This window comes from Anaerobacillus sp. ABA4_114, assembly GCF_056159065.1.
Window position 1 is genome coordinate 774,472 of the sequence record NZ_JBSWUM010000001.1, and the last position, 26,690, is coordinate 801,161.

The 26,690-nt window shown below is 40.8% G+C and carries 26 protein-coding genes; 20 read left to right on the forward strand and 6 right to left on the reverse strand.

All coding sequences use genetic code 11. The features are described 5' to 3' along the window. Positions 1-7: 7 nt before the first annotated feature. From ACXAEY_RS03740 to ACXAEY_RS03805, 14 genes are all read left to right on the forward strand, one after another. Entirely contained in the window at positions 8-991 is a 984-nt protein-coding gene (locus ACXAEY_RS03740) for an alpha-ketoacid dehydrogenase subunit beta (protein WP_474810580.1), read from the forward strand. 16 nt (positions 992-1,007) lie between these two features. Continuing rightward, complete coding sequence (locus ACXAEY_RS03745) at positions 1,008-2,351, forward strand: dihydrolipoamide acetyltransferase family protein (RefSeq protein WP_474810582.1); 1,344 nt, start codon at positions 1,008-1,010, stop codon at positions 2,349-2,351. A 13-nt stretch (positions 2,352-2,364) separates the two neighbouring features. Further along, positions 2,365-3,762 carry a dihydrolipoyl dehydrogenase gene (gene lpdA / locus ACXAEY_RS03750; RefSeq protein ID WP_474810584.1) on the forward strand — a complete coding sequence of 466 codons (1,398 nt, stop codon included), beginning with the start codon at positions 2,365-2,367 and terminating at the stop codon, positions 3,760-3,762. A gap of 51 nt (positions 3,763-3,813) precedes the next feature. Then, complete coding sequence (locus tag ACXAEY_RS03755; RefSeq protein ID WP_474810586.1) at positions 3,814-4,755, forward strand: sugar-binding transcriptional regulator; 942 nt, start codon at positions 3,814-3,816, stop codon at positions 4,753-4,755. Positions 4,756-4,905: 150 nt separating this feature from the next. After that, a complete protein-coding gene (locus tag ACXAEY_RS03760) occupies positions 4,906-5,841 on the forward strand; it encodes a sugar-binding transcriptional regulator (protein WP_270180031.1) in 936 nt (311 codons plus the stop codon). 264 nt (positions 5,842-6,105) lie between these two features. Further along, positions 6,106-7,383 carry an NAD(P)H-dependent oxidoreductase gene (locus tag ACXAEY_RS03765; protein WP_474810587.1) on the forward strand — a complete coding sequence of 426 codons (1,278 nt, stop codon included), beginning with the start codon at positions 6,106-6,108 and terminating at the stop codon, positions 7,381-7,383. A gap of 22 nt (positions 7,384-7,405) precedes the next feature. Then, entirely contained in the window at positions 7,406-7,825 is a 420-nt protein-coding gene (locus tag ACXAEY_RS03770) for a transcriptional regulator GutM (protein ID WP_270180029.1), read from the forward strand. Between the two features lie 19 nt (positions 7,826-7,844). Further along, positions 7,845-8,387, forward strand: coding sequence for a PTS glucitol/sorbitol transporter subunit IIC (gene srlA / locus ACXAEY_RS03775; RefSeq protein ID WP_270180028.1), 543 nt, complete (start codon positions 7,845-7,847; stop codon positions 8,385-8,387). Then, entirely contained in the window at positions 8,359-9,399 is a 1,041-nt protein-coding gene (gene srlE, locus ACXAEY_RS03780) for a PTS glucitol/sorbitol transporter subunit IIB (RefSeq protein WP_474810588.1), read from the forward strand. The genes srlA and srlE overlap by 29 nt, the downstream gene beginning before the upstream one ends. Before the next feature lie 26 nt (positions 9,400-9,425). Then, positions 9,426-9,776 (forward strand): PTS glucitol/sorbitol transporter subunit IIA, encoded by a 351-nt coding sequence (locus tag ACXAEY_RS03785; protein ID WP_270180026.1) that lies wholly within the window; start codon positions 9,426-9,428, stop codon positions 9,774-9,776. Between the two features lie 193 nt (positions 9,777-9,969). Further along, positions 9,970-10,914, forward strand: a complete 945-nt coding sequence (locus tag ACXAEY_RS03790) for an AraC family transcriptional regulator (RefSeq protein WP_474810589.1) — start codon at positions 9,970-9,972, stop codon at positions 10,912-10,914. A gap of 15 nt (positions 10,915-10,929) precedes the next feature. Then, the gene (locus ACXAEY_RS03795) at positions 10,930-11,325 is read left to right on the forward strand and encodes a DUF1761 domain-containing protein (RefSeq protein WP_474810590.1); all 396 of its coding nucleotides are present in this window, start codon (positions 10,930-10,932) and stop codon (positions 11,323-11,325) included. A gap of 156 nt (positions 11,326-11,481) precedes the next feature. Next, complete coding sequence (locus tag ACXAEY_RS03800; RefSeq protein WP_474810591.1) at positions 11,482-12,180, forward strand: SDR family oxidoreductase; 699 nt, start codon at positions 11,482-11,484, stop codon at positions 12,178-12,180. Between the two features lie 296 nt (positions 12,181-12,476). Further along, positions 12,477-13,028, forward strand: coding sequence for a DJ-1/PfpI family protein (locus ACXAEY_RS03805; protein ID WP_474810592.1), 552 nt, complete (start codon positions 12,477-12,479; stop codon positions 13,026-13,028). 39 nt (positions 13,029-13,067) lie between these two features. Here the strand turns inward: ACXAEY_RS03805 and ACXAEY_RS03810 are convergent, their stop codons facing one another. Continuing rightward, positions 13,068-13,604, reverse strand: a complete 537-nt coding sequence (locus ACXAEY_RS03810) for a DUF6944 family repetitive protein (protein WP_474810593.1) — start codon at positions 13,602-13,604, stop codon at positions 13,068-13,070. 75 nt (positions 13,605-13,679) lie between these two features. Beyond that, positions 13,680-14,879: an MFS transporter gene (locus ACXAEY_RS03815; RefSeq protein WP_270180020.1), complete on the reverse strand. Its 1,200-nt coding sequence runs from the start codon at positions 14,877-14,879 to the stop codon at positions 13,680-13,682. A gap of 160 nt (positions 14,880-15,039) precedes the next feature. Between ACXAEY_RS03815 and ACXAEY_RS03820 the strand changes: the two genes are divergently transcribed. Further along, positions 15,040-15,198 (forward strand): DUF1540 domain-containing protein, encoded by a 159-nt coding sequence (locus ACXAEY_RS03820; RefSeq protein WP_270180019.1) that lies wholly within the window; start codon positions 15,040-15,042, stop codon positions 15,196-15,198. 21 nt (positions 15,199-15,219) lie between these two features. Here the strand turns inward: ACXAEY_RS03820 and ACXAEY_RS03825 are convergent, their stop codons facing one another. Continuing rightward, positions 15,220-15,663, reverse strand: a complete 444-nt coding sequence (locus ACXAEY_RS03825; RefSeq protein WP_270180018.1) for an SRPBCC family protein — start codon at positions 15,661-15,663, stop codon at positions 15,220-15,222. Further along, positions 15,660-16,469: a helix-turn-helix domain-containing protein gene (locus ACXAEY_RS03830; protein WP_474810594.1), complete on the reverse strand. Its 810-nt coding sequence runs from the start codon at positions 16,467-16,469 to the stop codon at positions 15,660-15,662. Before ACXAEY_RS03830 ends, ACXAEY_RS03825 begins: the two co-directional genes overlap by 4 nt. A gap of 251 nt (positions 16,470-16,720) precedes the next feature. Between ACXAEY_RS03830 and ilvD the strand changes: the two genes are divergently transcribed. Beyond that, positions 16,721-18,415: a dihydroxy-acid dehydratase gene (gene ilvD / locus ACXAEY_RS03835; RefSeq protein ID WP_474810595.1), complete on the forward strand. Its 1,695-nt coding sequence runs from the start codon at positions 16,721-16,723 to the stop codon at positions 18,413-18,415. 107 nt (positions 18,416-18,522) lie between these two features. After that, entirely contained in the window at positions 18,523-19,518 is a 996-nt protein-coding gene (locus ACXAEY_RS03840; protein WP_474810596.1) for a nuclease-related domain-containing protein, read from the forward strand. Between the two features lie 212 nt (positions 19,519-19,730). Here ACXAEY_RS03840 and ACXAEY_RS03845 read toward each other — a convergent pair whose 3' ends face one another. Then, a complete protein-coding gene (locus ACXAEY_RS03845) occupies positions 19,731-20,150 on the reverse strand; it encodes a VOC family protein (RefSeq protein ID WP_474810597.1) in 420 nt (139 codons plus the stop codon). Between the two features lie 213 nt (positions 20,151-20,363). On the opposite strand from ACXAEY_RS03845, the gene ACXAEY_RS03850 reads away from it, so the two are divergent. Then, positions 20,364-22,397: a catalase gene (locus ACXAEY_RS03850; protein ID WP_474810598.1), complete on the forward strand. Its 2,034-nt coding sequence runs from the start codon at positions 20,364-20,366 to the stop codon at positions 22,395-22,397. A 432-nt stretch (positions 22,398-22,829) separates the two neighbouring features. Here the strand turns inward: ACXAEY_RS03850 and ACXAEY_RS03855 are convergent, their stop codons facing one another. Continuing rightward, entirely contained in the window at positions 22,830-23,567 is a 738-nt protein-coding gene (locus tag ACXAEY_RS03855) for a SurA N-terminal domain-containing protein (protein ID WP_474810599.1), read from the reverse strand. Positions 23,568-23,747: 180 nt separating this feature from the next. On the opposite strand from ACXAEY_RS03855, the gene hpaB reads away from it, so the two are divergent. Next, the gene (gene hpaB, locus ACXAEY_RS03860; RefSeq protein WP_474810600.1) at positions 23,748-25,181 is read left to right on the forward strand and encodes a 4-hydroxyphenylacetate 3-monooxygenase, oxygenase component; all 1,434 of its coding nucleotides are present in this window, start codon (positions 23,748-23,750) and stop codon (positions 25,179-25,181) included. A 156-nt stretch (positions 25,182-25,337) separates the two neighbouring features. Continuing rightward, complete coding sequence (locus ACXAEY_RS03865; protein ID WP_270180010.1) at positions 25,338-26,660, forward strand: short-chain fatty acid transporter; 1,323 nt, start codon at positions 25,338-25,340, stop codon at positions 26,658-26,660. The last annotated feature ends 30 nt before the right edge of the window (positions 26,661-26,690 follow it).

The window sequence follows — 26,690 nt, forward strand, 5'->3', positions numbered from 1 at the left end:
GATGAACATGCGCGAATTAACTTACCTAGAAGCTGTAAGGGAAGCAATGAGTCAAGAAATGAGAGAGAATAACGATGTCTTTTTATTAGGTGAAGATATAGGCGTATATGGAGGCGCATTTGGAGTAACGAGAGGGATGATTGAAGAATTCGGACCAGAGCGAATCCGCAATACCCCAATTTCAGAATCAGCAATAACTGGAGGTGCTGTAGGAGCGGCATTAACAGGTATGAGACCCATACTCGAGCTTCAATTCTCTGATTTTATTACGATTGCCATGGACCAGTTAACGAATCAAGCAGCGAAGCTTCGCTATATGTATGGTGGAAAAGGTAGTGTTCCTATGGTGCTAAGAACTCCCGCTGGGTCTGGTACTGGCGCTGCTGCTCAACATTCGCAGAGTCTTGAAGCATGGGTCGCACATATACCAGGATTAAAGGTTGTTCAACCTTCAACTGCATATGATGCGAAGGGCCTATTAAAAGCGGCTATAGACGATGATAATCCCGTAATCTTCTATGAGCATAAGCTCCTCTATAAAACAAAATGTGAAGTTCCTGAAGAACCTTATACCATTCCAATTGGAAAGGCAGATATTAAACGGAGTGGAGGCGACGTAACGATCGTTGCAACTGCGATTATGGTGCATCGAGCACTTGAAGCTGCTGAGAAACTTGAAAAAGATGGGATCGAAGTTGAAGTGATCGACCCTCGGACATTAGTGCCTCTTGATGAAGAAACTATCGTTGAATCAGTCAAAAAGACAGGGCGAGTTGTAGTAGTTCATGAAGCAGTGAAGCGTGGAGGCTATGGCGGAGAAATTGCAAGTATGATTGCAGAGAGTGAAGCATTCGATTTCTTAGATTCTCCAATCAAACGTCTTGGTGGGTTGCCGGTACCTATCCCTTACAATCCGAAGCTTGAGAAGGCAACTGTACCTCAGGTCGATGATATTGTAGAAGCAGTGAAAGAAACGATTCGGTTCAAATAGGAAAGGAGGTATTTAAGTGGCAAATGAAGTGTTTATGCCTAAGCTCAGTAGTACGATGGAAACTGGCACCCTTCTTCAATGGTTTAAGGAAGAAGGCGACTCTGTTGAAACTGGTGAACCATTGTTTGAAATTATGACAGACAAGATCAACATAGAAGTAGAAGCCTATGATGATGGTGTCTTATTAAAGAAATACTATGATATCGACGATGAAATTCCAGTTAACCAAATTATCGCATATGTAGGGCAGCAGGATGAAGTAGTCCCTGACACCTCTCCGGGGATATCTGGTAATGAGATCAGTGAAGAGAAGGACCATAATGAATCGGCTGTTGAGGAAACCTCGGTGAAAATTGAAGAACAATCAAAAGTTGAACCTTCAGAGGATGTTAGAGCTACCCCGGCTGCGAGACGAGTCGCGAGATCAAATAATATTCTGCTGAACGAAATTTCTGGAAGTGGTCCTAAAGGGAGGGTTCATGTTAAAGACGTTAATCAAGTTTTAATTCAGAGAAATGATTCTAGAGCAACACCGCTCGCAAAGAAAGTATCAAAAGCACATCAGGTATCGCTCGAGAGTATTAATGGTTCAGGCGTCAACGGTAAGGTTATGAAAAACGATGTCGCAAAATCCATTGATAGAGTCTCAAGGGAGGACCCTTCTACTCAAACTAGTCAGAAGAGAAAACTTTCAGGAATGAGGAAAGTCATCGCTGATCGGATGCAGGAAAGTGTGAATACAGCACCTCATGTTACATTAACTAGCGAAATCGATATGAAAAAGGTACAGGAACTTCGGAAAAACCTCATGAAAGTCGTGGAATCTCATACAGGAAACCGTCTTTCTTACACAGATATTATTATTAAGGCTACAGGGGAGGCACTATCTAGACACCCAGCTATGAATGCATCCTTAAATGATGATGAGATTGTATTAAATAACAGAATCAACGTAGGTTTGGCGGTCGCTTTAGATGAAGGACTCATTGTGCCAGTTATACAAGATGTTCCTAGTAAAGGGTTAAGAGAAATTAATGATCACGCGAAGAGACTTGCGAAGAATGCACGTAATCAAAAACTTCAGGAAGATCAGTTGAAAGGGGCTACCTTTACCGTAAGTAACCTAGGAATGTACGCTGTCGATGCATTCACACCAATCATTAATTTACCCCAGACAGCGATTCTTGGAACTGGGAGAATTCAAGAAAAACCAGTGGTCGTTGATCAAGAAATCGAAGTAAGACCGACTATGGCGGTAAGTCTATCATTTGATCACAGAGCTATTGATGGTGCACCAGCTGCAGCCTTTTTAACTGAATTAAAGCAAATCCTTGAAAATCCGTATGAGCTACTTGCGTGAGGAGGAGAGCAAATTGACTGCACCATATGATATTACTGTAATTGGAGGCGGACCAGGGGGATATGTAGCGGCTTTACATGCAGCGGAACAGGGAAAGCGGGTTGCGTTGATCGAAGCGAAGTATCTTGGAGGCACATGTTTAAACTGGGGGTGTATCCCGTCAAAAACGTATTTAAAACAAGCTGAGATTATTGAAATGATCAAAAAAGCAAGAGATTGGGGAATTGAAACAGGAGAAATAAAGCTTTCCATCGATAAAATGAAAAGGAGAAAGGATGAAGTCATTCACCGGCTTCGTAACGGTATTTCATATCTATTGAAGCAAGGAAAAATCGACGTTTTTTATGGATATGGTACGATTAAAAAAAACCATTCGATCACAATAAAGACAAAAGACGATGTACATACTATCGAGTCAGATAAGATCATTGTTGCTACAGGTTCAAGACCAGTCGTCCCATCCATTCAAGGACTAGAACAAGTAGACTATGATACAAGCGACACTATTTTTGATATGAAAAACATCCCTTCTTCAATCGTAATCATCGGTGGAGGTGTCATCGGAGTGGAGTTTGCCTGTATCTTTGCGAGTCTGGGTACAGAAGTTACCGTTGTGGAGATGGCAGATCGGATAATACCTAATGAAGATGCTGATGCTTCCAAGACGTTAACCAAAGAGCTAGAGAATAAAGGAGTATCGATATTGACAGGTTCTACTGTCAAGAAAGTCACGAAAGAGAACAATTATAGCATTTTAAGTGTGATGGATGGAAACGGAGAGACCCACTCACTAGAAGCACAATCCTTACTTGTTAGTGTTGGAAGAAAACCCAACACGTCAGCGGTTGAAAAACTCGAATTAGAAAAAAATGGTCCATTTATTCACGTGAATGAAAAGATGGAAACTACTAATAAGGGAATTTATGCGATTGGTGACGTGATCGGTGGGTATCAACTTGCTCATGTTGCGAGCGCAGAAGGGATTGTAGCGGCTAACAATGCTATGAATGTAGATGATCAGTTTGATGATAAAGTAATTCCGCGTTGTATTTACACACTTCCTGAAGTTGCCAGTGTCGGAATGACAGAAGAAGAAGTAGTGAATGCCGGAATCTCTTATCGAACGGAGCGATTTGAGCTACATGCTAATGGAAAAGCTCTGTCTGCTGGTGAAGCTGTCGGCTTCTCTAAAATAATTTGTGATGAAACGTATGGCGAGATCTTGGGTGTAACGCTTGTAGGGGCACACGTTACAGAGTTAATATCTGAAGCTTCTGCGTTTATGTCATTAGAAGGAACGATAGAAGAAGCAGCGAAAATGATTCATCCACATCCAACCGTTTCAGAGGCATTTCAAGAAAATGCTTCCTCCTTATTTCAAAAACTGAAAAACCAGGGTGTTCTCGTTTAGATTTTAGATTGCTATAATAGAACAAGCAATTGACGGATAGGCGGGGATACGATGTTGGATTGGGAAGAACGTAGAAAGCTTGTAAAAGTCGCAAACCTTTACTATTTCGAAGGATGGACTCAGAGTCAGGTAGCTAAAAAGATGGGGGTATCGAGGCCAATCGTTTCGAAGCTCCTTCAAAAAGCAAAAGATGCTGGGATTGTGGAAATCTATATTAAAGATGAAAATGCACACACAGTTGATTTAGAACAACAGTTGGAAGATAAATTTAAGTTGAAAGATGTAGTGGTTGTACCAACACATGGGTATACAGATGAACGAAGCAAACGGGCTGTTGCGAGAGCTGGTGCATACTATCTATCGAGAAATCTAGGTGATCATGAGAAGCTTGGAATATCATGGGGGACAACCCTCTCCTATTTCGTAGACGAGTTTCCATTCAAAAGGCATGAGGGTATCACAATCGTTCCTCTTGAAGGCGGGATGGGAAGGAAATATGTAGAAATCCATGCCAATCAACTAGCATACGAACTTGCGAAGAAATTAAATGGAAAGTGTTCCTATTTGTATGCACCTGCAATCGTAGAAACAGAAGAATTGAAAGCACGATTATTAGAGATGACAGATATAAAAGCTGTCCTTGAGGAAGGACGGCAAGTAGACAGGGCTTTGATTGGAATCGGAAATCCACATCAGAATTCAACTCTTGAGAAGATTGGTTATTTAAAAGACCATGATCTTGAACACCTTGATGCAATGGGAGCTGTCGGTGATATTGGGTACCGTTTTTTTGATGGAAATGGTGCCCCTATTAAAGATTCCATCAATGAAAAAGTAATAGGTATTCCTTTAGAGGACTTACGTGGAATAAAAGAAGTCATTGGTATTGTAGAAGGAAAACATAAAGCAGAAAGTATTCTAGGGGCATTGAATGGACGATTTCTTGATGTGTTGATTATTGACGAAGAAACCGCCTCATCTCTTTTAACATAACGTGCTGGATTATATCTCTTTAAGAGGTATAATCCTTTTTTATTACCTTTATCGTGTAGAAAAAAAAGGATATGATAGTATATAGATTAGTATATGACTTGAAAAATGTGTAAGCGTTTTAATTTGAAGGATGGTAAAGGAGATTTTTATATGGCTATCTTAGAAGATAGAAGGTTGTTGGTGAAAATTGCACATATGTACTACGAGGAACGTGCAACACAGTCACAAATTGCACAGAAAATCGGTGTTAGTCGTTCGCTTATATCAAAATATCTTACGAAGGCTAGAGAAAAGGGTATTGTAGAAATCATTATTCATGACGATGACAACTTAAAGTATAGAGAATTAGAGAGTAAAATCGAAAGGAAGTATGGATTACGGGAAGTAGTCTGTATAGATAGCGTAGAATATGAGTCATCTAAAAGTAGATTAGGGAAAGCTGCTAGCCAATATTTGTTGAGAATTTTAAAAGAAGACCAGGTGATTGGTATATCCTCTGGAACGACGATAAATGAAGTGTCGAAGGTGCTTTCTACTTCACAAGAATTTCCTTCGATCACATGTGTTCCTTTGGTTGGTGGTGTTGGAAATGAACGAGTCGATATTCACTCCAATTATCTAGTTGCTCGCTTTGGAGAAGTTCTTAGGTGCAACTATGAGCTCCTTCACGTGCCAGTGATTGTTGATAGTAAGGAAGCAAAAGATATTATGATGCGACAACCATCGATTGAGAAAGTGTTTTCAATGGCTGAGCAATCCCACATCGCTCTTGTAGGGATCGGAGGAACACCAGAGCACTCGACGATGGTGAAGTCCTACCTAAATGAAGAAAGGGAGGAGCTCTTCTGTAATAAAGAGGTAGTAGGGGACATTTGCTATAACTTTATTGACATAGAAGGCCGTGCTACAAACTCTTCATGGAATGATCGTGTAATGTCGCTTGATTTAGAGAAATTAAAGAACATACCCATTGTGATAGGCGTTGCTTCTGGCCACGAAAAAGTCAGTGCTATTCGAGCTGCACTTAAAGGCGGCTTAGTGAATGTATTGATCACTGATGAAGCTACTGCCCTTCAGTTAACGTAAAAACTTCATATCGCATTACCTCCTGACTGGTGCAAACACACCAGGCTTTTTTATTGAATCGTTTCTGTTAGGAAAACAACATATACCTTCTCCAAGAGTGATAATAGATACAAACATTAAAAAATATCTGAATATTCAATATTGACACACATCTGAAGTTGCATTAAACTAAGTGTTAATAACATTTGTTCAAATTTGTGTCATATGTTACGAGAGTCTTGGAGGAGCGATGGTCACGCGTTATTCAAAACAGGGAGGTTTATTATGTCGATCTATCAGAAGCTTCAGCAAAGAGAAAAGGAAAATAATCCAATAAAAGTAGGAGTCATTGGAGCAGGCCAAATGGGGTTCGGAATGATTGCTCAGATCTCACAAATAAGTGGAATGACAGTTACGGGAATTTGTGACGTAAATATTGATGCGGCTAATCGAGCGGCGGAATATTACAGATCAAGGATGACAGCCAAAGCTGTTGAATCGATCGTCGTATCAGACGATCTTCGAAAAGTCATCCAGTCACATGATGTAGACGTCATAGTAGATGCAACTGGAATACCAGAAGTAGGAGCAAATATTGCACTTGAGTCTTTAAAAGCTAAAAAGCACTTGGTTCTCTTGAATGTAGAAGTTGATATTACGATAGGATCAGTGATGCATGAACTCTTTTCAAATGCGGGGCTCGTTTACACAGGATCAGCTGGCGATGAACCAGCTGCAACGTTAGAGTTATACGAATTTGCTAAAACGATGGGCATGGAAGTATTAGTAGCAGGTAAGGGGAAAAATAATCCCTTTATACCGGAATCAAATCCCACCCTGTGTGCAGATGAGGCAAAACAAAAACAGATGAGTGCGCACATGTTAGCAGCTTTCCAAGATGGAACAAAAACAATGGCCGAAATGAACCTTCTAAGTAATGCAACAGGACTCCTTCCTGATAAAGTTGGGATGAACGGAGTTGATGCCACTGTTGAAACAGTAGCAGATAAATTAGATTTGATTCAAAACGGTGGTGTTCTTACAAATTACGGAGTCGTCGAATATGTACATGGATTAGCGCCTGGTGTTTTCGTAATCGTGAAGAGCGATCTCGAACCGGTAGATGAAGAACTCCGTTACCTAAAAGTTGGGAAGGGACCACACTACACTTTCTACCGCCCGTACCACCTTGCGAGTCTTGAAACCCCGATTACAATTGCAAAGGCAGTTTTACAAAACGAAGCATCTATTGCACCACTTGGAGGACCAATATCTGAAACGGTTGCTGTTGCTAAAAGGTCGATCAAACAAGGCGAAAGATTAGATGGAATCGGTGGTTATTCCGTTCGAGGAGTACTGGAATCCCATCAGGAAATGAAAGAAAACGGACACGTTCCAATCGGATTATTTAGTGGAAATGTTGTGGCAAAACAAGATATTCATGAAGGTCAATTCATCTCAGAAGATGATGTAGAGCTTGATCCATCTACTAGCGTCTGGCAGCTCCGTTCTCTTCAAGATCGTCTTTATCCTTCTAAAGCTTATGAGAAATTAACCCTTTGATTAGATTCAATAGGAGGTCCATATGAAATTAACCCTGATTTTATGTGCTGTTCTCGTTTTACAGTTTATCTTTTCTCTCATTCAAATTCGTTACTATAGGAAAAGCATGGATAAAATTGTTAGCGGTTACAAAGACAAAGAAGGATACTACTTGTTTTCTGGGATGGAAAGAAGAACGTTTAAAACAGGTGCTATCGCACTAATCGTTGTCGATCAAGATTATGTTGTAAGGGACTGTCATTTACTAAGCGGAAGGTCAGTGTTTTCGAAGTTTAAAAATCAAACGGATTTTCACGGCATCCATGTTGGAGAGTTACTAGATCAAGTGTATCAAGGTAAGCAGGTTAAAAAGAAAAAAATATCTGCCCTTCATGCTGCACTGGGAATGGCAGCTGAAAATGCTCTTTTATCTATCTCTAAGAAACACGTAGAAAGGGTCTAAGAAAGGGGATTTCAAGGTAATGGAATGGATTAAATGGTTCGGTGAACATTTTATTGGTATGTTCAATGCTGGCGGTGAAGTCTTCATGGGTCTGATCACAGGTATCGTTCCAACACTTGTAGTGCTATTAACATTTACCTATGCACTAATGAAGTTTATTGGAGAGGAGAGAGTCAACGGAGCTATTCAGTTTGCCTCGAAATATATGATACTCCGTTATACGGTTATGCCTGTCCTCGCAGTTCTTATCCTTACAAACCCAATGGCATATACATTCGGAAGGTTTCTACCAGAAAAACAAAAGCCTGCTTTTTATGATTCGGCAGTTTCCTTTGTTCACCCAGTTACTTCTCTTTTTCCATATGCGAATGCAGGTGAACTATTTGTATACCTGGGCATCGCTAACGGTATTAAAGAAGCGGGTTATTCCATGTCTGAGCTTGCGGTTCGCTATTTCTTGGTAGGTATTGTAATCATCCTAATTCGCGGGGTCGTTACTGAAATGATTACGAAGTATTTAGCTAAGCGTAATAATGCAAGCGTGCTGGAAGGAGGAAACTGATTTGTCACATAAAGCCGTATTTGTATCGAAAGGTCCAGGTGGCTGGGGAAAGGGCCTATATATTGAACCACAAGGTAAGAAAACAAAGGTAGCTTCTATTACTGGTGGAGGCATTCATCCTGTAGCACGTAAGATTGCTGAATTAACAGGAGGAGTAGCGGTAGATGGTTTTAAAAACTCTGTTTCTGAAGAAGAGATGATGTGTGTGGTGATCGATTGTGGCGGAACAGCTAGAATTGGTCTTTACCCAATGAAGGGGATACCGACAGTCGACATTCTCGGTTCTTCTCCATCTGGTCCTCTTGCAAAGCATATTACAGAAGATATTTTCGTATCTGGTGTCTCTGAAAAAGAAGTAGCATTAGCTGAAAGTGCATCTGAATCGGCAAGTGCCCAAGAAAAAGAGGAGTCTGCTGTAAATTCACTAAATAAAGAACAGTTCCAGGAAGATTATCAAAAAATAAAAGAGGAACAGCTTGCTGGAAACCAGAATTTATTAATGAGGTTCTCACGTTCCATTGGTAAAGTGACAAGTACACTTTATCAAGCAGGTCGAGATTCGGTAGATATGTTGATTAAGAATATTATTCCGTTCATGGCATTTGTCAGTATGTTGATCGGAATCATTAATTACACCGGTATCGGGGATGTTATTGCCAATACGATGGCACCACTTGCTAGCTCATTATGGGGATTAGTTATAATCGTTATCATTTGTACGATGCCTTTCTTGTCACCCGTTCTGGGACCGGGGGCAGTTATTGCCCAAGTCATCGGAGTTTTAATAGGAAGTCAAATTGCGCTAGGTAACATACCACCACAGTTTGCATTACCAGCTTTATTTGCAATTAATGGTCAGGTGGGTTGTGACTTTGTTCCTGTTGGTCTTTCTTTGGGTGAAGCAGAACCTGAAACGATTCAGTATGGAGTACCTGCCGTTTTATATAGCCGCTTAATTACTGGAGTCGGAGCAGTGGTCATTGCTTACTTTGCTAGTTTTGGTATGTATTAAGACTACATATAATAGGAGGTTTTTAGATGTCAACAACTGTAGTAAAAGAAATAGGTTCGCTAGTCCCGACTTTTAAGGAAGATAAGATAGTTATATTGTTCGGTCCTCAAGCTCCTGATGAGCTAAGAGAAATGTCTGTCATCCATGAGTTTCAAGATTTAGAAGAACAGCCTTTACGAGTAGGAGGAACGATTACGTTCGACGACCAATCCTATACGATTCAAGCTGTAGGATCAAAAGCAAATCAGAATCTGAATGAGTTAGGGCACATATCAATTTATTTCAAAGATGAATTAGATGTTTTGCCTGGAGCAATATGTGTAGGGCCAGATGTATTCCCTAAATTAACTGAGGGAACTGTTATTTCTATAAAGTAATAAAACGTTTTAGATTAAAAGCCATTTGAGTTCAAGTGGCTTTTTTTACGTTTAAAGCGTACTTATAAAGAAAATAAGAGAGCACCAAAACGGACTCAACACCCTCGAGTCCGTTTTTTTATAGTGATAAACTTATGACAACATGTCTGATTAGCCGATACTATCTATAGGCTGAACGTAAAGGAGTTTTATCGTGAATACAGATGCAGAACAAACGAAGCATGTAAGTAAAGTACTAGAATACATCGAAGCAAATTTAACAGAATCATTACCATTACATACCCTTGCTGAGATCTCTACCTATTCTCCATATTACTTTCAGCGATTGTTTACGAAGATAATTGGGGAATCACCAGCAAGTTATATTAAAAGACTCCGATTAGAAAAAGCTGCTCATTTTCTAATTTACGAGCCTACGATGTCGATTACAACGATTGCTCATCAATGTGGTTTTTCCTCATTGTCCTATTTTACCTATTCATTTAACGATTACTTTCAAACCAACCCCAAAAAGTGGCGAGAAGGAGCATACTTGGAGCGTTTTGCTAGAGAATACCAAGATAGCAAGAAATCTAAACTTTATAACAAAAATATGAAAGAGAACTTTGAACCAAGCACTTATAATGAATTTAGTTATTTAGATCTATCCAATGTAAAGACTGTTTCCTTATCCAGCTGTGCAACTGTTAAACGCTATAGCAAAGGTCCTTATACGGAGGGGGTTCAAGATGTGTGGGCGGAACTCTATCACTGGGCTAATGCTAGAGGTTATTCCGCTGATGAACTGTTAATGTTTGGAGTACCTAAGAACAACCCATACATTACACCTCCAGAAAAAAGCCTCTACGAGTGCTGTATAGGGCTAGAGCAATCAGAGCATATGAGCACGAGTGATGAAGTAGTTGGAGAGTTTGATGGTGGAAATCATGTGTTGTATGAATTCGATGAACTCCTCGATTATCAAGAGAGAAGTAAAATCATCGAGTGTTATTCAGAATTATATAGCATCTGGTTACCGAAGAGTGGATATCGGTATCTTAGTAATCCGATTGAGATTGTTCAATTAGAACAGGAGAAAGGGTCTTTACGTGTTAAATGTAAAATAAAGGCGATCGGTTTAGCGATTGAGCCTAAATGAATAGGGGGAATCAGAGTGTTGTCGATCAGTATTATCGGTATTATTGCAGGTGGACTACTTTATATGATTTATGGAGGCATTTATTATTCAGTGTTATTATCCGATAAAAAGAAAAGTGGAAATGAACAATTTTTACAACAAGCTTCAGCAGGTCCATTGAAATACGTCATTGCGGTGATAACGGCATTCGTCTCTTCATTCATCGTAGCGTTATTTGTTTCAATAAGCGGAACGACTGGAATATTATCGGGGTTAGGGATAGGGCTCTTAATTGGTACGATCATCACATTTGTATATTTGAAGAACCACAAGTTTGGATTGATGAGTAGAAGAGCTTTCTATATTGCGATAGGTGATCACCTTGTTGTCTTTACTTTACTTGGCGCGTTACATGGAATGTTTACGAACTAAAACCACCACTAAAGGTGGTTTTTTCGTTTAGATTCTCGGGCTATACTTATTGATAGAATTGTAAAAAATATATTTCCGTCGTCCAACACGTTTTTTTCGAAGCGATTTGTGGAAAGGATATGAGATACCTACTTAGGACATGAGGAGTTGAGGCAATTGGGTACGAAAACTGCACTTGTAACTGGTTCAAATAGAGGGATAGGTTTTGAAATCGCACGGCAGTTAGGGAAGCAAGGCGTCACAGTTCTCATGACTGCAAGAGATAAAGATAAAGGCGTAAAAGCGATGAAGGATTTAAAAGATGAGGGCCTCGACGTTCATTTTTATGAACTAGACATAACAAGTGATAGTAGTATAAAGCATCTGTATAGCGAAGTTTACAAAGATTTTCATAAACTAGATATTCTCATTAACAATGCAGGAATCTTCATCGATCAAGATATTACTGTATTGGAACTTGACCGTGAAACTCTTTCAAAAACGATGGAGACGAATACGTACGGTCCATTATATTTAACGCAGGCATTGATTTCTTTACTTAAGAATAGTGAAGACGGTCGAGTTATCAATGTATCGAGCGGTCTTGGTTCTGGTAACAGCATTGGAGAGTCACATCCTGCTTACTCATTATCTAAAGCCGCATTGAACATCGTTACGATTCAATTAGCCGATGCGCTTCGAGATAAAGGGATCAAAGTCAATGCTATGTGTCCAGGCTGGGTTAAAACAGCTATGGGCGGAGAAGGTGCAATGAGATCTGTGACCGATGGGGCGGATACTGCGGTATGGCTTTCTCTTGGAGATGTGAAAACGACAGGGAAGTTCTATAGAGATCGTAAAGAGATTGATTGGTAGGTTGAGATATAAAGGTATGAATTAAAACAGATCCCCTCTGATGCAGGAGGGGATCTTACTATTTTAAGTAGATGCTTCTTTTTTTGATTGTCTGATTGAACGGAGCCGCTTTCTTGCTGAATTTTTCCTCGCCGTGAACGCTTTTGCTAATCCCAATTTTGGGATGTTTCGATATATGCACTCACTATTTCCTTATATAATGTAAAAACGGTTTTAAATAAAACGTTATTTGAGTTAGTTCATTTCAAAATAAGGGTATGGAATTGACGTAATAACTAAGGTGGAGGTGCTTTTCAATGAGCAAAAAAGTGTTGATGATCACTGGCGATGCTGTCGAGGCGCTTGAAGTGTTTTATCCGTATTATCGTTGTCTAGAGGAAGGGTTAGAAGTGACGATTGCTGCCCCATCAGCGAAGAAATTGCAGACGGTTTGTCACGATTTCACTGGAGAGATGGAGACGTATGTAGAAAAGCCTGCATATGGAATCGAAGCGCATACTTCATTTAAAGAAATCGATCCTTCTGATTTTGATGGATTGATCATTCCAGGTGGACGTGCACCAGAGTATATCCGACTTGATGAGCATGTGCCGAATATTCTACGTCACTTTTTTGAAGAAAATAAGCCTGTAGGAGCGATATGCCACGCAGCACAAGTGCTGAGTGTCGTGTCTGATCAGATGGAAGGAAGAGAGTATACAGCTTACCCAGCATGTAAACCAGACGTTACAGCTTGTGGCGCTACATATAGCGAAGAACAGGTCCACACGCATCGTAACCTTGTGTCAGGACAAGCATGGCCTGACTTGCCACAATTTATGAAGGAATTCTTAACGCTACTGCGATAATGCTAAAATCCCTGGTGCTTCCACCAGGGATTTTTTTATTTACGGATATTTAGTTTGGCCGATGGCTGAAATGACAGATCCAACTGCTTGGATCCAACTACCCACTATATTGAGATTCTGTGCTTCTTTGCCTTTAAGTTCTTGGGCTCCTGATACAGCTTGGAGTGAGTTACCGATGACCTGGAGTAAGTTTCCATAGATATTATAAAGTTGTTCCTCTGACGGTGTTTGTTCGAAAGCATCCCCAAGCGATGCACTTCCTCCAAGCGCCTGGAGCCAGTTTCCATCAATATTGAGGATCTGACTGATGCGTGAATTACTGTCTATGAGGATGCCAGCAACAACTGTTGAATTACCAACCGCTTGAATTTGGTTTCCTACTTTATTCAGATTAAAGGTTTCAACGGTATCTGCAATCAAAGCATTGCCTGTACCTTGCATGACGTTTCCAATCAGGTTGAGGGCATTCTTTAGCTCGTCACTCAATGATTTAAATGGTGTACTGCCAGTTGCAGCCAAAATGGTTCCTATCGCTTGGATCCAGGAACCTAATACAGCCTTTGTTTGATTGTCCATTGAAAATCGCCTACTCTATAGTAGTCCTAACATAGTGTATACAATTTCCCTCTGTTTGGTTCGAAAGTTGAGTCGTTAGCTTACTTTGATTGTTAAATTGGCTTTTTGACCAGCTTTATATTTTGTGAAAAAGGTAACGGTAATTGTGATCGATAGGATACCGAACATAACGCACATCAACTGCAGGCCGATCAAATCTAACATAAGACCTGTTAACAAGAGCACAACTTGGAAGATGATTCGGTCGAGCATGTTTCGGAACGAAAAGAACCTTCCGTGGTATTCTTTTGGTACTCTTGTTTGGAAGATCGTCGCAGCGGTTGGAAAAAAGCATCCGACTGAAAATCCAAAGATTGCAAATGCAACTACAGAAAGTACAGGAACCCATGCAAAGAATAACAAGAGCTGTGACAATCCGATAATAAATGAAAATACAAACAAAATGGTGTACGGAGATAAGTTATGAGCGAAGCGTTTTACAGTGAATGCTCCGATCATAAATGCGATGCCTTCAGCTGTGTAGATCCAGCTTTTAATCAATGTATTGTCTTGTAGTTCACTTATGTTGATGACCAACAGGTTAAATCCCCCGATGAATAACAATGGAACCATCGTCATGATAAGCGTCATCATGACGATCGGTAGCTCTTTCACGATAGGGAACAAGTCTTTAAACCCGCTCTGTCCTTTAGAAATAGCAGCTCCCGTTTCTTTATTTTCATCAATTTTTATGAAAAAGGTTAAAACGAACAACAGTAAATAAGCGACTAACGACATTGTGTACATCATACTGAGAGACATGATCGCAAGAAAGATCCCTGCAACTGCTGTTCCTAGAATCCGTGATAATGTAGAGACGTTCATATGGACTCCGTTCATCTGAAGTAAATCTTTTTCTTTCACGATAAGAGGAATGGCTGCCTGAAGTGCAGGAAAATAAAAAGCTGCTGCCAGTTGAACCATTACTAAGAAAACAACCATCCAGAGAACAGATCCGGTCTGGATCGCGATCAACATAAAAACAACGCTCAATGAACGTACAAATCCAGCCATAAGCATGACGGTTTTCTTTTTAACTTGGTCCGTTATTCGTCCGGCAAGTGGACCGATCGCAACACCAGCTAACAGTCCCGCTGCTAGAATGACGGCTTTCATAAAATCTGATGGTACTTTTTCTTGCATAAATTCAAGGTTACCGATGATACCAAGCCATAGTCCAAGCCCGGCAACAAATTCCCCCATTAAGAGAATCCATACATTTTTATTTCTCCACATAGCTGTTCCCTCAATCTCATAATATTTCTACCATCATATCATGTAACGCCGTAAAAAAATCAGGTTATATTTGTCTATTGTGAAGATAGCGAGGATAAACGGTGCCACCTGCATGAAAAAAATACTTTATGCTCATCTTAACCATAAGGAGGTGAGAAACATGGCATTAGATGTACTATGTGAGGTTGCAAACTGTGTTCATAACCGTGATGGTAGAAAATGCGAGGCGGACGAAATCTATGTTGTGAGTCACAAGGGGAAGAAAGCGAGCAACAGTGAGGAAACCGATTGTAAAACGTTTGAACCTGGTGTTCTATAAGACACCAAAACAAAGCCGGTTCTACTCGAGAACCGGCTTTTCTAGAATGTTTTTTAAGTTTTGATAATCTTGATCAACTGAACGGTGCACCATCTTTTTTAACAGAGGAGTTGCGAGCTTGAAAAGCCCGCCAGGATTACCTTCAACAACTGCCCTTACTAGACACCCCTCTTCAGCCGCTTCAACAGACCTCGTTACTTTGATCGGAAACGTGCTCGTTACACTTTCTATTTGAATACACGTATTCGGTTCAAAACGAGTGACAACGAATGAGGTGATGATTCGTTTGCCTAGAAACGTTGCGGTTTGGTCGTAAGTTGACCCTTCCTGAAGTGGGCCTTCAGAAGTGAAAGCTGCTTCAATCATTCCGCCTTGCCAGACAGGATTATTTTCGAAGTTCGAGATATAGTCGAATACAACAGAGGGATCACGGTTGATGACTCGTTCAGTTTTAATCACCATCATTTTTGAAGCTCACGATATATCATACCTTCTTCTACATACTGTTTTAAGAACGTACCGAGTAGTTCCTTCCAGCCTCCATCATGGGCAGAGTGCCATTCAGGATCAAGTAAGCCTGAAGCATGATGAGATAACGCAATGACGGTTTCTCCATCTTCTTCACGAAGCTTATAGCTATATGCACTATTAACTGCTCCTTGCATGCCCAATAAGCCATTTAATCGAATCTCATACGGTGCGTTGATGAACGTAATCGTTCCCCATAACGCGCCTGCCTCACCCGATGCGCCGACTTCTATAAAACGACCGCCAACCTCTGGCTCAAAAGAGAGGGTTGATCCTTCCCCGCAAAGTCGATATGCCCACCAAGAATTGATATCTTCTGTTAGCGATTTAAACACTTGATCGATAGGTGCTTGAATACGAATTTCTTGCTCGATTTGAAATGTGTCGTGCTTATATCCTTGAGTTTCCATTTTGTTTGTACCCCTTTCAAGAGTAGATTTTAATGATAATAGAGAAGAAGCGTTCATTGCCTGATACTTGTCCATCCAGCGGTCATACATTTGTTGAATCGGAACTGCGTTCAAGTAATTCATCCTCGAACGCCCTTCTCGCCGTACGAGAACCAAATTCGCTTCTTCTAGTTGAGATAGGTGTTTCATGACCGCATAACGACTAATGTGTTCAAACTGCTCATCTAAATACCCGGTCGTTTTTGGGCCGTCTTTCAATAGGTCGAGAATTTCTCTCCTTGTAGGATGAGTTAATGCTTTAAAGGTCGCGGTTAACTCCTCATCAATGGTCAAATTTTATCACCCCAACTTATAATGTGACTTAAAGGTAACATTTATTATGTGACTTAATAGTAACATGTTATACGTTTAATCAAAAGACATTTCTTCAGGTAATAATTGGTTAGAAAGCGCTTACTATAAAATGTTTCGTAAAAATTCTGATAATGGTTTGCAGAAGGAGCTGAAAACTAGTATTATCAAAGAATATAAATTTTGAATAAACAAAATTATTAATTTTCACGCAAGGAGAAAGGGTGAGATGAATGACAGAAAAAAAAGATTTACGCATCCGAAGTAAAGTGATCAGTGAGGGTGTCAACAGGGTTCCAAATCGCTCTATGCTTCGAGCGGTTGGATTTACAGATGAGGATTTTAAAAAGCCTATGATCGGCGTAGCAAGTACATGGAGCGAAGTAACGCCGTGTAACGTACATATCGATAAGCTTGCTAGGGAAGCGAAAGGCGGGGCTAGAGATAATGGTGGAGCCCCTATGATCTTTAATACGATCACGGTATCTGATGGAATTGCGATGGGGCATGAGGGCATGTTCTATTCTCTTCCTAGCCGTGAAATTATCGCTGATTCAATCGAGACGGTTACAAATGCTGAACGCTTAGATGGTATCGTAGCAATCGGCGGATGTGATAAAACGACACCGGGATGTATGATGGCGATCGGAAGAATGAACATCCCTTCCGTTTACGTATATGGCGGTACGATTCAGCCCGGAAAGCTGAACGGAAACGACATCGATATTGTTTCTTCGTTCGAAGCAGTCGGCCAATATCAAGAAGGAAATATTAATGAAGAAGAACTACACAAAGTAGAATGCAATGCCTGCCCGGGAGCAGGGGCATGTGGAGGAATGTACACGGCGAATACGATGGCATCTGCTGTTGAAGCGCTCGGCATGAGTATCCCAGGTTCTTCTTCAACACCTGCCGTTAACGACTACAAAGAATCAGAATGTCGCCAAGCAGGGGAATTGGTCGTGAATCTGTTAGAAAAGGATATTTACCCACGCGACATCATGACAAAGAAAGCTTTTGAAAATGCGATTACCGTTGTCATGGCACTTGGAGGATCGACAAATGCGTTTCTTCATCTAACTGCAATGGCGCATTCAGCTGGTGTTGACCTTACTCTCGATGATTTTGAAACTGTACGTGAGCGCGTTCCTCACATTGCTGATATGAAACCGAGCGGTAAATATGTCATGCAAGATCTATATGAGATCGGCGGGGTCCCAGCAGTCATGAAGTTGCTTCATGAACATGGTCTTCTCCACGGAGATTGTCTCACTGTTACGGGTAAAACGGTCGCTGAAAATTTAGCTGAAGTGGAGTCTCTAACGGAAGGACAAGTCGTGATCAAGCCCCTCAACGATCCGATTAAGCCGAACGGTCCTCTTGTCGTGCTTCGAGGTAACCTAGCCCCTGAAGGTGCCGTTGCCAAAATGTCTGGCCAGAAAATCAGTCGTTTCGAAGGCCCAGCACGTGTTTACGACAGTGAGGCAGAAGCAACGACCGCGATTGAAAACAACGAGATCAAAGAAGGCGATGTTCTCGTTATTCGAAACGTTGGACCAAAGGGCGGACCTGGAATGCCTGAGATGCTTTCGATCACTGCGATGATCGTCGGTAGAGGTCTCGGCGGAAAAGTCGCGCTGCTAACTGACGGTCGATTCTCTGGTGGTTCTCACGGATTCGTGATCGGCCACGTTTCTCCTGAAGCGTTCGTTGGCGGCCCGATCGGATTGCTAAAGGAAGGCGACACGATTACGATCGACAGCGATACGCAAGAAATCAATTTCAACGTAACAGATCTCGAACTTGAAAAACGTAAAGCGGAATGGGTCCGACCAGAACTACGTTACAAAACTGGTATTCTAGGAAAATATGCAAGATTAGTATCTTCCTCTGCCAAAGGCGCAGTAACGGATTTGGATATTGAATAGCACGAAGGCTTCCCTCTTTTGGAGGGAGGTCTTTTTTTATTGAGGAGGAGTGGAGGGAGTTGAGGAGAATGTTAGTTAGGTGAAAAGATGAAAGGACTGAAGAAAACGTGATAGCCAAACATCGAAACACCCCGCATTACCTCCTCAAACTAACTGCTCTTATGAATCGTCTTCCCGCACACCTGCCAATAATAGAAGAAGTCAGAGAACAAGTAGCGATTCATAAAGCTGGTTTTCACGGAGAGCGTTCGCTAGATTTTCCGCTTAGTTTTCTGAATAGCAAAGACCATACCGTTTATCATGATATTCGCATCGCTAATGGCTCATTTTATTTTCAAATCGACTCATTGGTCGTAACTCAGTATTACTTACTAGTGATAGAAGTTAAAAATATATCTGGCACTTTGTTATTTGATCCAGTTTTTAACCAACTTATTAGAACTTCAAGGAATGGTGAGGTGGAAGAAGCATTCCCAGATCCCTTAACCCAGGTGAGGCGACAGCAGTTACAATTACTAACGTTTATGAGGCAGCATCGAATTTCTGGTCTACCTATTGAAACCCTCGTCGTTATAAGTAATAAAAGCACAGTTGTTAAAGCAACGAACGAAGTAAAAAGAATAGCTACTCAAGTGATTAAAAGTGATTACCTTCCTACAAAAATAAAAGAGTTTGATAGGAAGTATCAGAATGAAATGCTATCGATAAAAGAGGTGAAAAGATTAGGACGCCTGTTCGTAAAGCACCACACCCCACTTGAAATCGATGTTTTAAAGAGGTTCTCACTTACCCGGTCTGATCTTTTAGATGGCGTTCACTGTCCTCAATGTGGCTATTTACCGATGAAGAGACTCCATGGGAGGTGGTGTTGTATGAATTGTGGAGAGGTTTCGAGGGATGCTCATCTGGAAGCGCTGAGGGATTATGCTTTGTTGGTGGATGAATGGGTTACGAATCAAGAGGTAAGAAGGTTTTTGAAGTTGGAGTCTAGTGATGCAGCTACGAGGTTGTTAAGAGGGCTTAATCTAAATTATTCTGGTACTAATAAAGGCCGTAGATACCAGCTAGAAAAAGTGAAGTTTCAGAGTTTCGCGGATAAATAACTTTTTTCGCGGATATCTAAGGTGATTTCGCGGATATATCCTCAAAATCGCGGATATAATCAAATTTTCGCGGATATATTCGGAATATCGCGGATAACGGCTCTTTTTAGCCTTTCAAAACACATCTGATCCCCCGCTCCAGCCACATCCCCCACAAAAACCCCACAAAAAAACCCGTCACTCTCCGTGACAGGCTCTCCTTCACTCAATTATTACTTTGCTTTCGCCTTTTCAAAGTTCAAATCCCACGTAATTCCGTATGCATCCTTAACTTTTCCGAAGATTGCTCCCCAAAACGTGTCTTGAAGCTCCATTTTGACAGTTCCTCTTTCTTTCAATCGTCCATAGATTTCGTTGATTTCTTCTTCAGAATCGAGCTCTAGTGCTAAAGAAATGTTATTTCCTACAGCTACATTCTGGTTGTCGAACGTATCAGAGACCATGAAGTAAAGGCCATCGCTTCTAAAGCGGGCATGCATAACACGGTCGTCCATGCCTGGAGGGGTTTCGAAGTCTGCATCTCCGAAAGTTTGGAGATCTGTGATTTCACCACCGAAAACATCTTTATAATAGTTCAATGCTTCTTTCGCTGTGCCTTCAAATGTAAAGTATGGAACTGCTTGTTGCTTCATTAAATACACGCTCCTTTTTAGTTAGTAGAATGCTTTCATCACCATTATAGTATAGCTCATTTCAATCCCCTAGTCTAGAACGTACGTTCTTAATTTTTTCTCAATTTTAAGGTGAAGCTATTTCTTCAAAAAAAATGTTTTATTTTGGGAGAGAGAGGGGATTCACCATGTAGACGATTTTTTACATATTTCGTTAGAGGAGGAGAACTAAGAATGAGTGACGAGCACAACAAGAAAAAAGAACAATTAGAAAAATATAGCACGACCGACGAAGGTAAGATGACCACGAATCAAGGGCAAAAGGTATCTGAGGATGAATTCTCATTAAAAGCTGGTGAGCGTGGACCAACTTTGATGGAGGATTTTCATTTTAGAGAAAAAATGACACATTTCGACCATGAGCGTATTCCTGAACGAGCTGTTCATGCGCGAGGTTTTTCAGCTCACGGTGAATTTCAAGTATACGAATCGTTAGAAGAGTTAACAGATGCTGAATTTTTAAAAGATCCATCTAGAAAAACACCTGTATTTGTTCGTTTTTCTACGGTTGCTGGCTCTAAAGGTTCTTCTGAAACGGTACGTGACGTAAGGGGATTTGCGACACGTTTTTATACAGATGAAGGGAATTTCGATTTAGTAGGAAACAACATTCCGGTTTTCTTCATTCAAGATGCGATTAAGTTTCCAGACTTAGTGCATGCTGTAAAACCAGAACCTCATACTGGAATCCCACAAGCAGCTTCAGCGCATGATACATTCTGGGATTTCATCGCAAATAATCAGGAATCAGCACACATGGCGATGTGGGCGATGTCTGATCGTGCGATTCCAAGAAGCTTTCGTATGATGGAAGGATTCGGCGTTCATACTTTCCGTCTTGTAAATGCAAAAGGAGAAGCAAACTTCGTTAAGTTCCATTGGAAGCCAAAGTTAGGCGTTCACTCTCTCGTTTGGGATGAAGCACAAAAGCTTTCTGGTAAAAATGCTGATTTCCATCGTGCTGACTTACTAGAAGCTATCAATAACGGGGACTATCCTGAATGGGAGCTAGGCCTCCAGATCATCAAAGAAGAAGATGAGTTCAAGTTTGATTTTGATGTGCTCGATCCAACGAAGCTTTGGCCTGAAGAAGATGTTCCTGTCAAAATTGTTGGGAAGATGGTGCTAAACCGTAACGTAGAGAATGTTTTTGCAGAAAATGAACAGGTTGCATACCATCCGGGGAACGTCGTGAAGGGAATCGACTTCTCAAACGACCCGCTATTACAAGGACGTTTGTTCTCTTACACTGATACACAGATCAACCGATTTGGAAGTGCAAACCATCATGAACTGCCGATCAATAAGCCGGTTTGCCCATTCCATAATAACCAGAGAGACGGGTTCATGCGTCAAACTATAAATAAAGGTCAGGTTAGCTACCATAAGAACTCTCTTGCTGGTAATCAACCGGAGCCGGCAACAGAAGAAGAAGGCGGGTATGTACATTACCAAGAAAAAGTAGAGGGTCATAAGATTCGAGCTCGAAGTGAGAGCTTTAAAGATCACTTCTCTCAAGCTACGTTGTTCTGGAACAGTATGAGTGATGTTGAGAAAGAGCACATTATGAATGCATTTAGCTTTGAGCTAGGTAAAGTTGAAAGTAAGTCCGTTCAGCAGCAAGTGGTGAACATGCTAGGGAATGTGAATCTTGATCTTGCTACATCAGTTGCACAAAACATTGGAGCTGAAGCACCTAGAGAAGGTGGATCAGATGTAACGAAAGCTTCTCCTGCTCTTAGCCAGATCAATACAAAGTTTGAGCCTGATACTCGTAAAGTCGGTGTGATCGTCGACGACGGCTTTAATGGTAAAGAACTGATCGCTGTGCTTGATGAGTTGAAGGAACAAGGCATAATGCCAGAGCTGATCAGTGATAAACTCGGCGTGAAGAAAGGTAACGATGGTGCTGAGGCTGAAATCGATCATACATTCTTAACGAGTGAATCCGTGCTATTCGATGCGATTTATGCAGTAGGCGGGGATAACGAAAACAAAGCCTTTTATCAAAAAGCAAACTACTTTATTAATGAAGCATTTTCTCATTTCAAACCGATCGGTGGAACACATGAAGGTGCGAAATGGTTAGAAAATAATAACATGAGAGGCAGTGCGGGAGTCGTCGTGGGTGATAATCCAGAAGACTTTGCAAAGGAATTTGCGAATGCTGTTGCAAAACACCGTCACTGGGACCGAGAACTTGTTTAAGGTTTTATTCCAACTTAAAAAAGGAGCTATCACGTATTGTGATAGCTCCTTTTTTTAATTCATTTTCTATCAATCATTGAAGATATCTTTCATCTCATTTTTTTCTTTTTTTAATCGTTGAAAGTGCCTTTCTATTCGTCTTGCTATAAAAGGCAGAAATATTACTATTAACATAAGCCAAAGCATAAAATCCTTCCTTATTTAAGAATTTCCCAGTCATACTCCACTAATCATTCCGTTCGTGGAAAAAAAGAAATGTTAGAGATTAAACTTAGCTAATCTAAGGGTATCATAGGTTTCCACATACTGTATTATCACCGACCCTTGAATAGATAACCTAATTGCAGAACTTAAGTTCCCTTCAATCAAATTATCAACAACAATAGACTAATGAAAAAACCGCCGAGGATCATTCCTCGGCGGCTTCACGTCTTACACGTTGATTTTGATATCAGCGTCTTCTTTAAGTTTCTCGATATGCTCTTGCTGTTTCTTTTGCTTTTTCTCGCCTTCAAGACCTTCTTTAATCTGGTCTTTTACTTCTTCGAATTTCGGCATTTCTTCTGAGTTACCTTGTTCTTTTGCTTGCTCATAATATTGCTTCATTTCTTCTTCTGTTACTTCTTCGATTTTAATTTCTTTATCTACGTATGCAGAGTATTGAACATTTTTCGCGATTTCTTTCTTAAGTTCATCTAATGTCATGCCGCTCTCTTTAAGGGCTGCTTCAAATTTCTTTTCATCGCCATACTGTTCTTTCAAGCTTGCAAGTTCTTCTTCTACTTGCTTTTCTGATGCTTCATAGCCTTTGTCGTTTGCGGCTTGAAGGATTAATTCTTGTCCTACCATACTTTCAGCTACTTGCTTTTTAAGTTTTGTTAGCTGTTCTTCAGAAACCTCTTGGCCCATTTGGTGATACTGCATTTGGTTTTGAGTGTAGAGTGCGTTGAAGTCTTCACCTTTAATTTCTTCACCATTTACAGTTGCAATCACTTTATCTTCTTCTACTTTATCAACTTCGGGTTGTGATTGTTCAGAGCCCTCTTTTCCTTCAGCTGATTTTTGTTCTGTATTGTTTTCGCTATTACCCTTGCTCTCTTCATTTCCTCCACAAGCTGCAAGCGCAACAAGTAAAAGTCCAGTTATCATTAAATAAGTTAGTTTTTTCAAGTCACATGCTCCTTTCAAAAGGCTGTTCCCATTGTTCCACAAATTTTCCACTTTGAAAACCCCATGAGTAAACTATGGGACAAATTCCACAATTCTATTACTACATAGAAACATGGGTAACTACCTTGCCACATGTCCACCATAATTTGCATAAACTAGTACTAGAAAGGGGGAGCATTTTTGATTAATGGGAAACAGTTCGTCGATAGAATCGATGCCCTCCAGAATGAGGTATGGATCGAAGGGAAAAGATGTGAGGATAAATTATCTGAATCAGCACCTTTCAAAGGTATCATTGCCAGTAAAGCCGAACTTTATGATTATCAGTGTTGTTCGGAACAACAGGAATTGTTTAGTTACACAACACATGATGGGGAAAAGTATGGCTTCTCGTATCATCAACCTCAAACTGTAGAGGATTTAATAAATAGAAGAAAAGCTACTCAGAGCTGGGCTAGATTAAATGGTGGTCTGGTTGGCCGTCCGCCGGATTATATGAATACATTAGTTATGGCATTGGCAGCAGCATCTCCTCATCTATCAAAAGGTGAACGACCATTGGGAGAAAACATGAAGGCGCTCTATGATCTAGCGAAATCGAAGGATCTATCGATCACACATACCTTCATTAATCCTCAGGTGAACCGTTCTATCTCACACTATCTAGATGATGCTACGATTACTGCGGCTAAAGTAATCGAAGAAAATAAAGATGGGATTGTTATACATGGTGCTAAGCTACTAGCAACGCAAGGAGGATTGACCGATGAGCTTCTCGTTCTGCCAAGCGGACAGACCTTAGATGAGTCCTTCATCTTTGGGTTCATGATTCCTTCCAATACGAAAGGACTTCGGTTCTTATGCAGGGAGTCCTACCGATATCGTGAATCGTCGTTTGACCATCCGCTAGCAGCAAGATTTGAAGAGGGAGACTCACTTGTAGTGTTTGACAATGTGTTGGTCCCTTGGAATCGTGTGATACTCTATAAAGATTTTCAGGTTTTAAGTGATTTGGATGCCGAAACCGGTATGTATGCTTTTCTTCAATATCAGGCTGTTTGTAGACAGGTTGTGAAATTAGAGTTTCTGCTCGGTTTGTGTGAGGCGATGTGCGATGCCATTCAGATTAGTGAATTTGAACACGTGAAGCTCAAAATGACAGAAATCATCGTCTCTCTAGAGATCATGAGGGCGTTACTTCTATCTTCAGAAGTAAATAGTGAAGTAAACCGCTATGGAACGCGCGTGCCAGACAGTAAGCCACTTCGTACAGCGAACAACTACTTTGCAAAAACATATCCAAGGTTGATCGAAATTACACAATTGCTTGGTGCGAGCAGCATGATTTCGTTACCAACTGAAGATGACTTTGAGTCTAAGATCAAAGGTGATTTAGGTCAATACCTTCAAGGAGCTAATATCGATGCGAAGGAACGCGTGAAGCTGTTTAGAATAGCATGGGATATCGGGATGAGTGCGTTTGGGTCAAGGCAAACGCAGTTTGAACGTTTTTTCTTTGGAGATCCGATCAGACTCTCTACTTCTTTTTACAACAGTTATCCGAAGCAGGCGTACCATGATATGGTGCAAGACTTTTTAAATAGTAAAAAATAATGGCTGTCGAGATTCTCGACAGTTTTTCTTATGGTTAAAAGAAGCTCCCCTCTTATTTAGGTTTTGTTTGTAATCGTTTTCATGAATTGGAAGGAGTCACCTAGAAAAATGTCGAATGAGGTTAGGGTGAGAAGGATTGTAGGAGGAGTTGAAGTCATGTTAAAAGCAGCAATATCCGTATCAAATCGGGTGATGCAAAGGTACTTACCCGACCCGTTCTTATTCGTTATTTTGTTAACATTAGTTGTGTTCGGTCTTGGTTTGATTTTTACAGGAAGTTCACCAGTCCAAATGGTTCAATTCTGGGGAGAAGGGTTTTGGAATTTACTTTCATTTTCCATGCAGATGGTCCTTGTTCTCGTGACTGGTTATGTTCTTGCAAGTAGCCCGATTTTCAAAAGAGGGTTAGGGTGGCTAGCGGGATTAGCTAAATCACCAGGACAAGCAATCGTATATGTCACTATAATTTCACTAATGGCAAGCTGGATTAACTGGGGATTTGGTCTCGTGATCGGTGCGCTTTATGCAAAGGAACTTGCTAAGAAAGTTGATAAAGTAGATTATCGTTTACTTATCGCGAGTGCTTATAGTGGTTTTATCGTCTGGCACGGTGGACTAGCAGGATCGATTCCACTCACCATCGCGACACCTGATCATTTTTCAGTAGATCAGATCGGGTTGATTTCAACAGGAGAAACGATCTTTTCCCTATTTAATCTTCTTATTGTTGGGGCATTGTTTCTTTGTCTTCCGGTTATTAATTATTTCATGTCACCTAGAGAAGAAGAGCGTGTATTCGTTGATCGTTCCTTACTTGAGACAGAGGATCTACAAGCTGCTACGGCAGAAGGAGAGCTAACTCCAGCAGACCGTATCGAGAACAGTAAAGTACTATCTATGATCATGGGGTTAGTCGGATTATCTTATCTCTTCTATTATTTTATAACAAATGGTTTCCAGCTTAATTTAAACATTGTAAACTTTGGATTTCTTTTTTTAGGAATTCTATTCCACGGCACTCCTAAGCGTTTTCTAGAAGCAGTTACAGATGCCGTTAAAGGCGCAAGTGGCATCATCATTCAGTTCCCTTTCTATGCGGGGATCATGGGAATGATGGTAGCTTCTGGCCTAGCTGCTCAAATGTCGCAAGGGTTTGTTTCCATATCGAATGAGTGGACGTTCCCTTTCTTTACATTTCTAAGTGCAGGAATCGTAAACTTTTTCGTTCCCTCTGGTGGAGGGCAATGGGCAGTGCAGGCACCGATCGTACTAGATGCAGCGAAAGAGCTTGGTGTCTCTATTCCAAAGGCAGCCATGGCTGTCGCTTGGGGAGATGCCTGGACAAACCTTATCCAACCTTTCTGGGCGCTACCAGCACTTGCAATCGCTGGTTTAAAAGCAAAAGACATCATGGGCTTTTGTGTCATCGTCTTAGTTGTAAGTGGCGTAGTGATTTCAGCTGGACTTGTATTCTTATAAAACAAAAAGCTGCTTCCCTTCATTAGAAAG

Bases quoted from the DNA above. Each gene is read 5' to 3' on its own strand.
- ACXAEY_RS03820 (WP_270180019.1), top strand. From the start codon at position 15,040: ATGGCATTAGATGTACTATGTGAGGTTGCAAACTGTGTTCATAACCGT.
- srlA (WP_270180028.1), top strand. From the start codon at position 7,845: ATGGAATGGATTAAATGGTTCGGTGAACATTTTATTGGTATGTTCAAT.
- ACXAEY_RS03810 (WP_474810593.1), bottom strand. From the start codon at position 13,604: ATGGACAATCAAACAAAGGCTGTATTAGGTTCCTGGATCCAAGCGATA.
- ACXAEY_RS03785 (WP_270180026.1), top strand. From the start codon at position 9,426: ATGTCAACAACTGTAGTAAAAGAAATAGGTTCGCTAGTCCCGACTTTT.
- ACXAEY_RS03740 (WP_474810580.1), top strand. From the start codon at position 8: ATGCGCGAATTAACTTACCTAGAAGCTGTAAGGGAAGCAATGAGTCAA.
- ACXAEY_RS03760 (WP_270180031.1), top strand. From the start codon at position 4,906: ATGGCTATCTTAGAAGATAGAAGGTTGTTGGTGAAAATTGCACATATG.
- srlE (WP_474810588.1), top strand. From the start codon at position 8,359: ATGCAAGCGTGCTGGAAGGAGGAAACTGATTTGTCACATAAAGCCGTA.
- ACXAEY_RS03755 (WP_474810586.1), top strand. From the start codon at position 3,814: ATGTTGGATTGGGAAGAACGTAGAAAGCTTGTAAAAGTCGCAAACCTT.
- ACXAEY_RS03825 (WP_270180018.1), bottom strand. From the start codon at position 15,663: ATGATGGTGATTAAAACTGAACGAGTCATCAACCGTGATCCCTCTGTT.
- ACXAEY_RS03865 (WP_270180010.1), top strand. From the start codon at position 25,338: ATGTTAAAAGCAGCAATATCCGTATCAAATCGGGTGATGCAAAGGTAC.
- ACXAEY_RS03770 (WP_270180029.1), top strand. From the start codon at position 7,406: ATGAAATTAACCCTGATTTTATGTGCTGTTCTCGTTTTACAGTTTATC.
- ACXAEY_RS03805 (WP_474810592.1), top strand. From the start codon at position 12,477: ATGAGCAAAAAAGTGTTGATGATCACTGGCGATGCTGTCGAGGCGCTT.
- ACXAEY_RS03815 (WP_270180020.1), bottom strand. From the start codon at position 14,879: ATGTGGAGAAATAAAAATGTATGGATTCTCTTAATGGGGGAATTTGTT.
- ilvD (WP_474810595.1), top strand. From the start codon at position 16,721: ATGACAGAAAAAAAAGATTTACGCATCCGAAGTAAAGTGATCAGTGAG.
- ACXAEY_RS03850 (WP_474810598.1), top strand. From the start codon at position 20,364: ATGAGTGACGAGCACAACAAGAAAAAAGAACAATTAGAAAAATATAGC.
- ACXAEY_RS03765 (WP_474810587.1), top strand. From the start codon at position 6,106: ATGTCGATCTATCAGAAGCTTCAGCAAAGAGAAAAGGAAAATAATCCA.
- ACXAEY_RS03845 (WP_474810597.1), bottom strand. From the start codon at position 20,150: ATGAAGCAACAAGCAGTTCCATACTTTACATTTGAAGGCACAGCGAAA.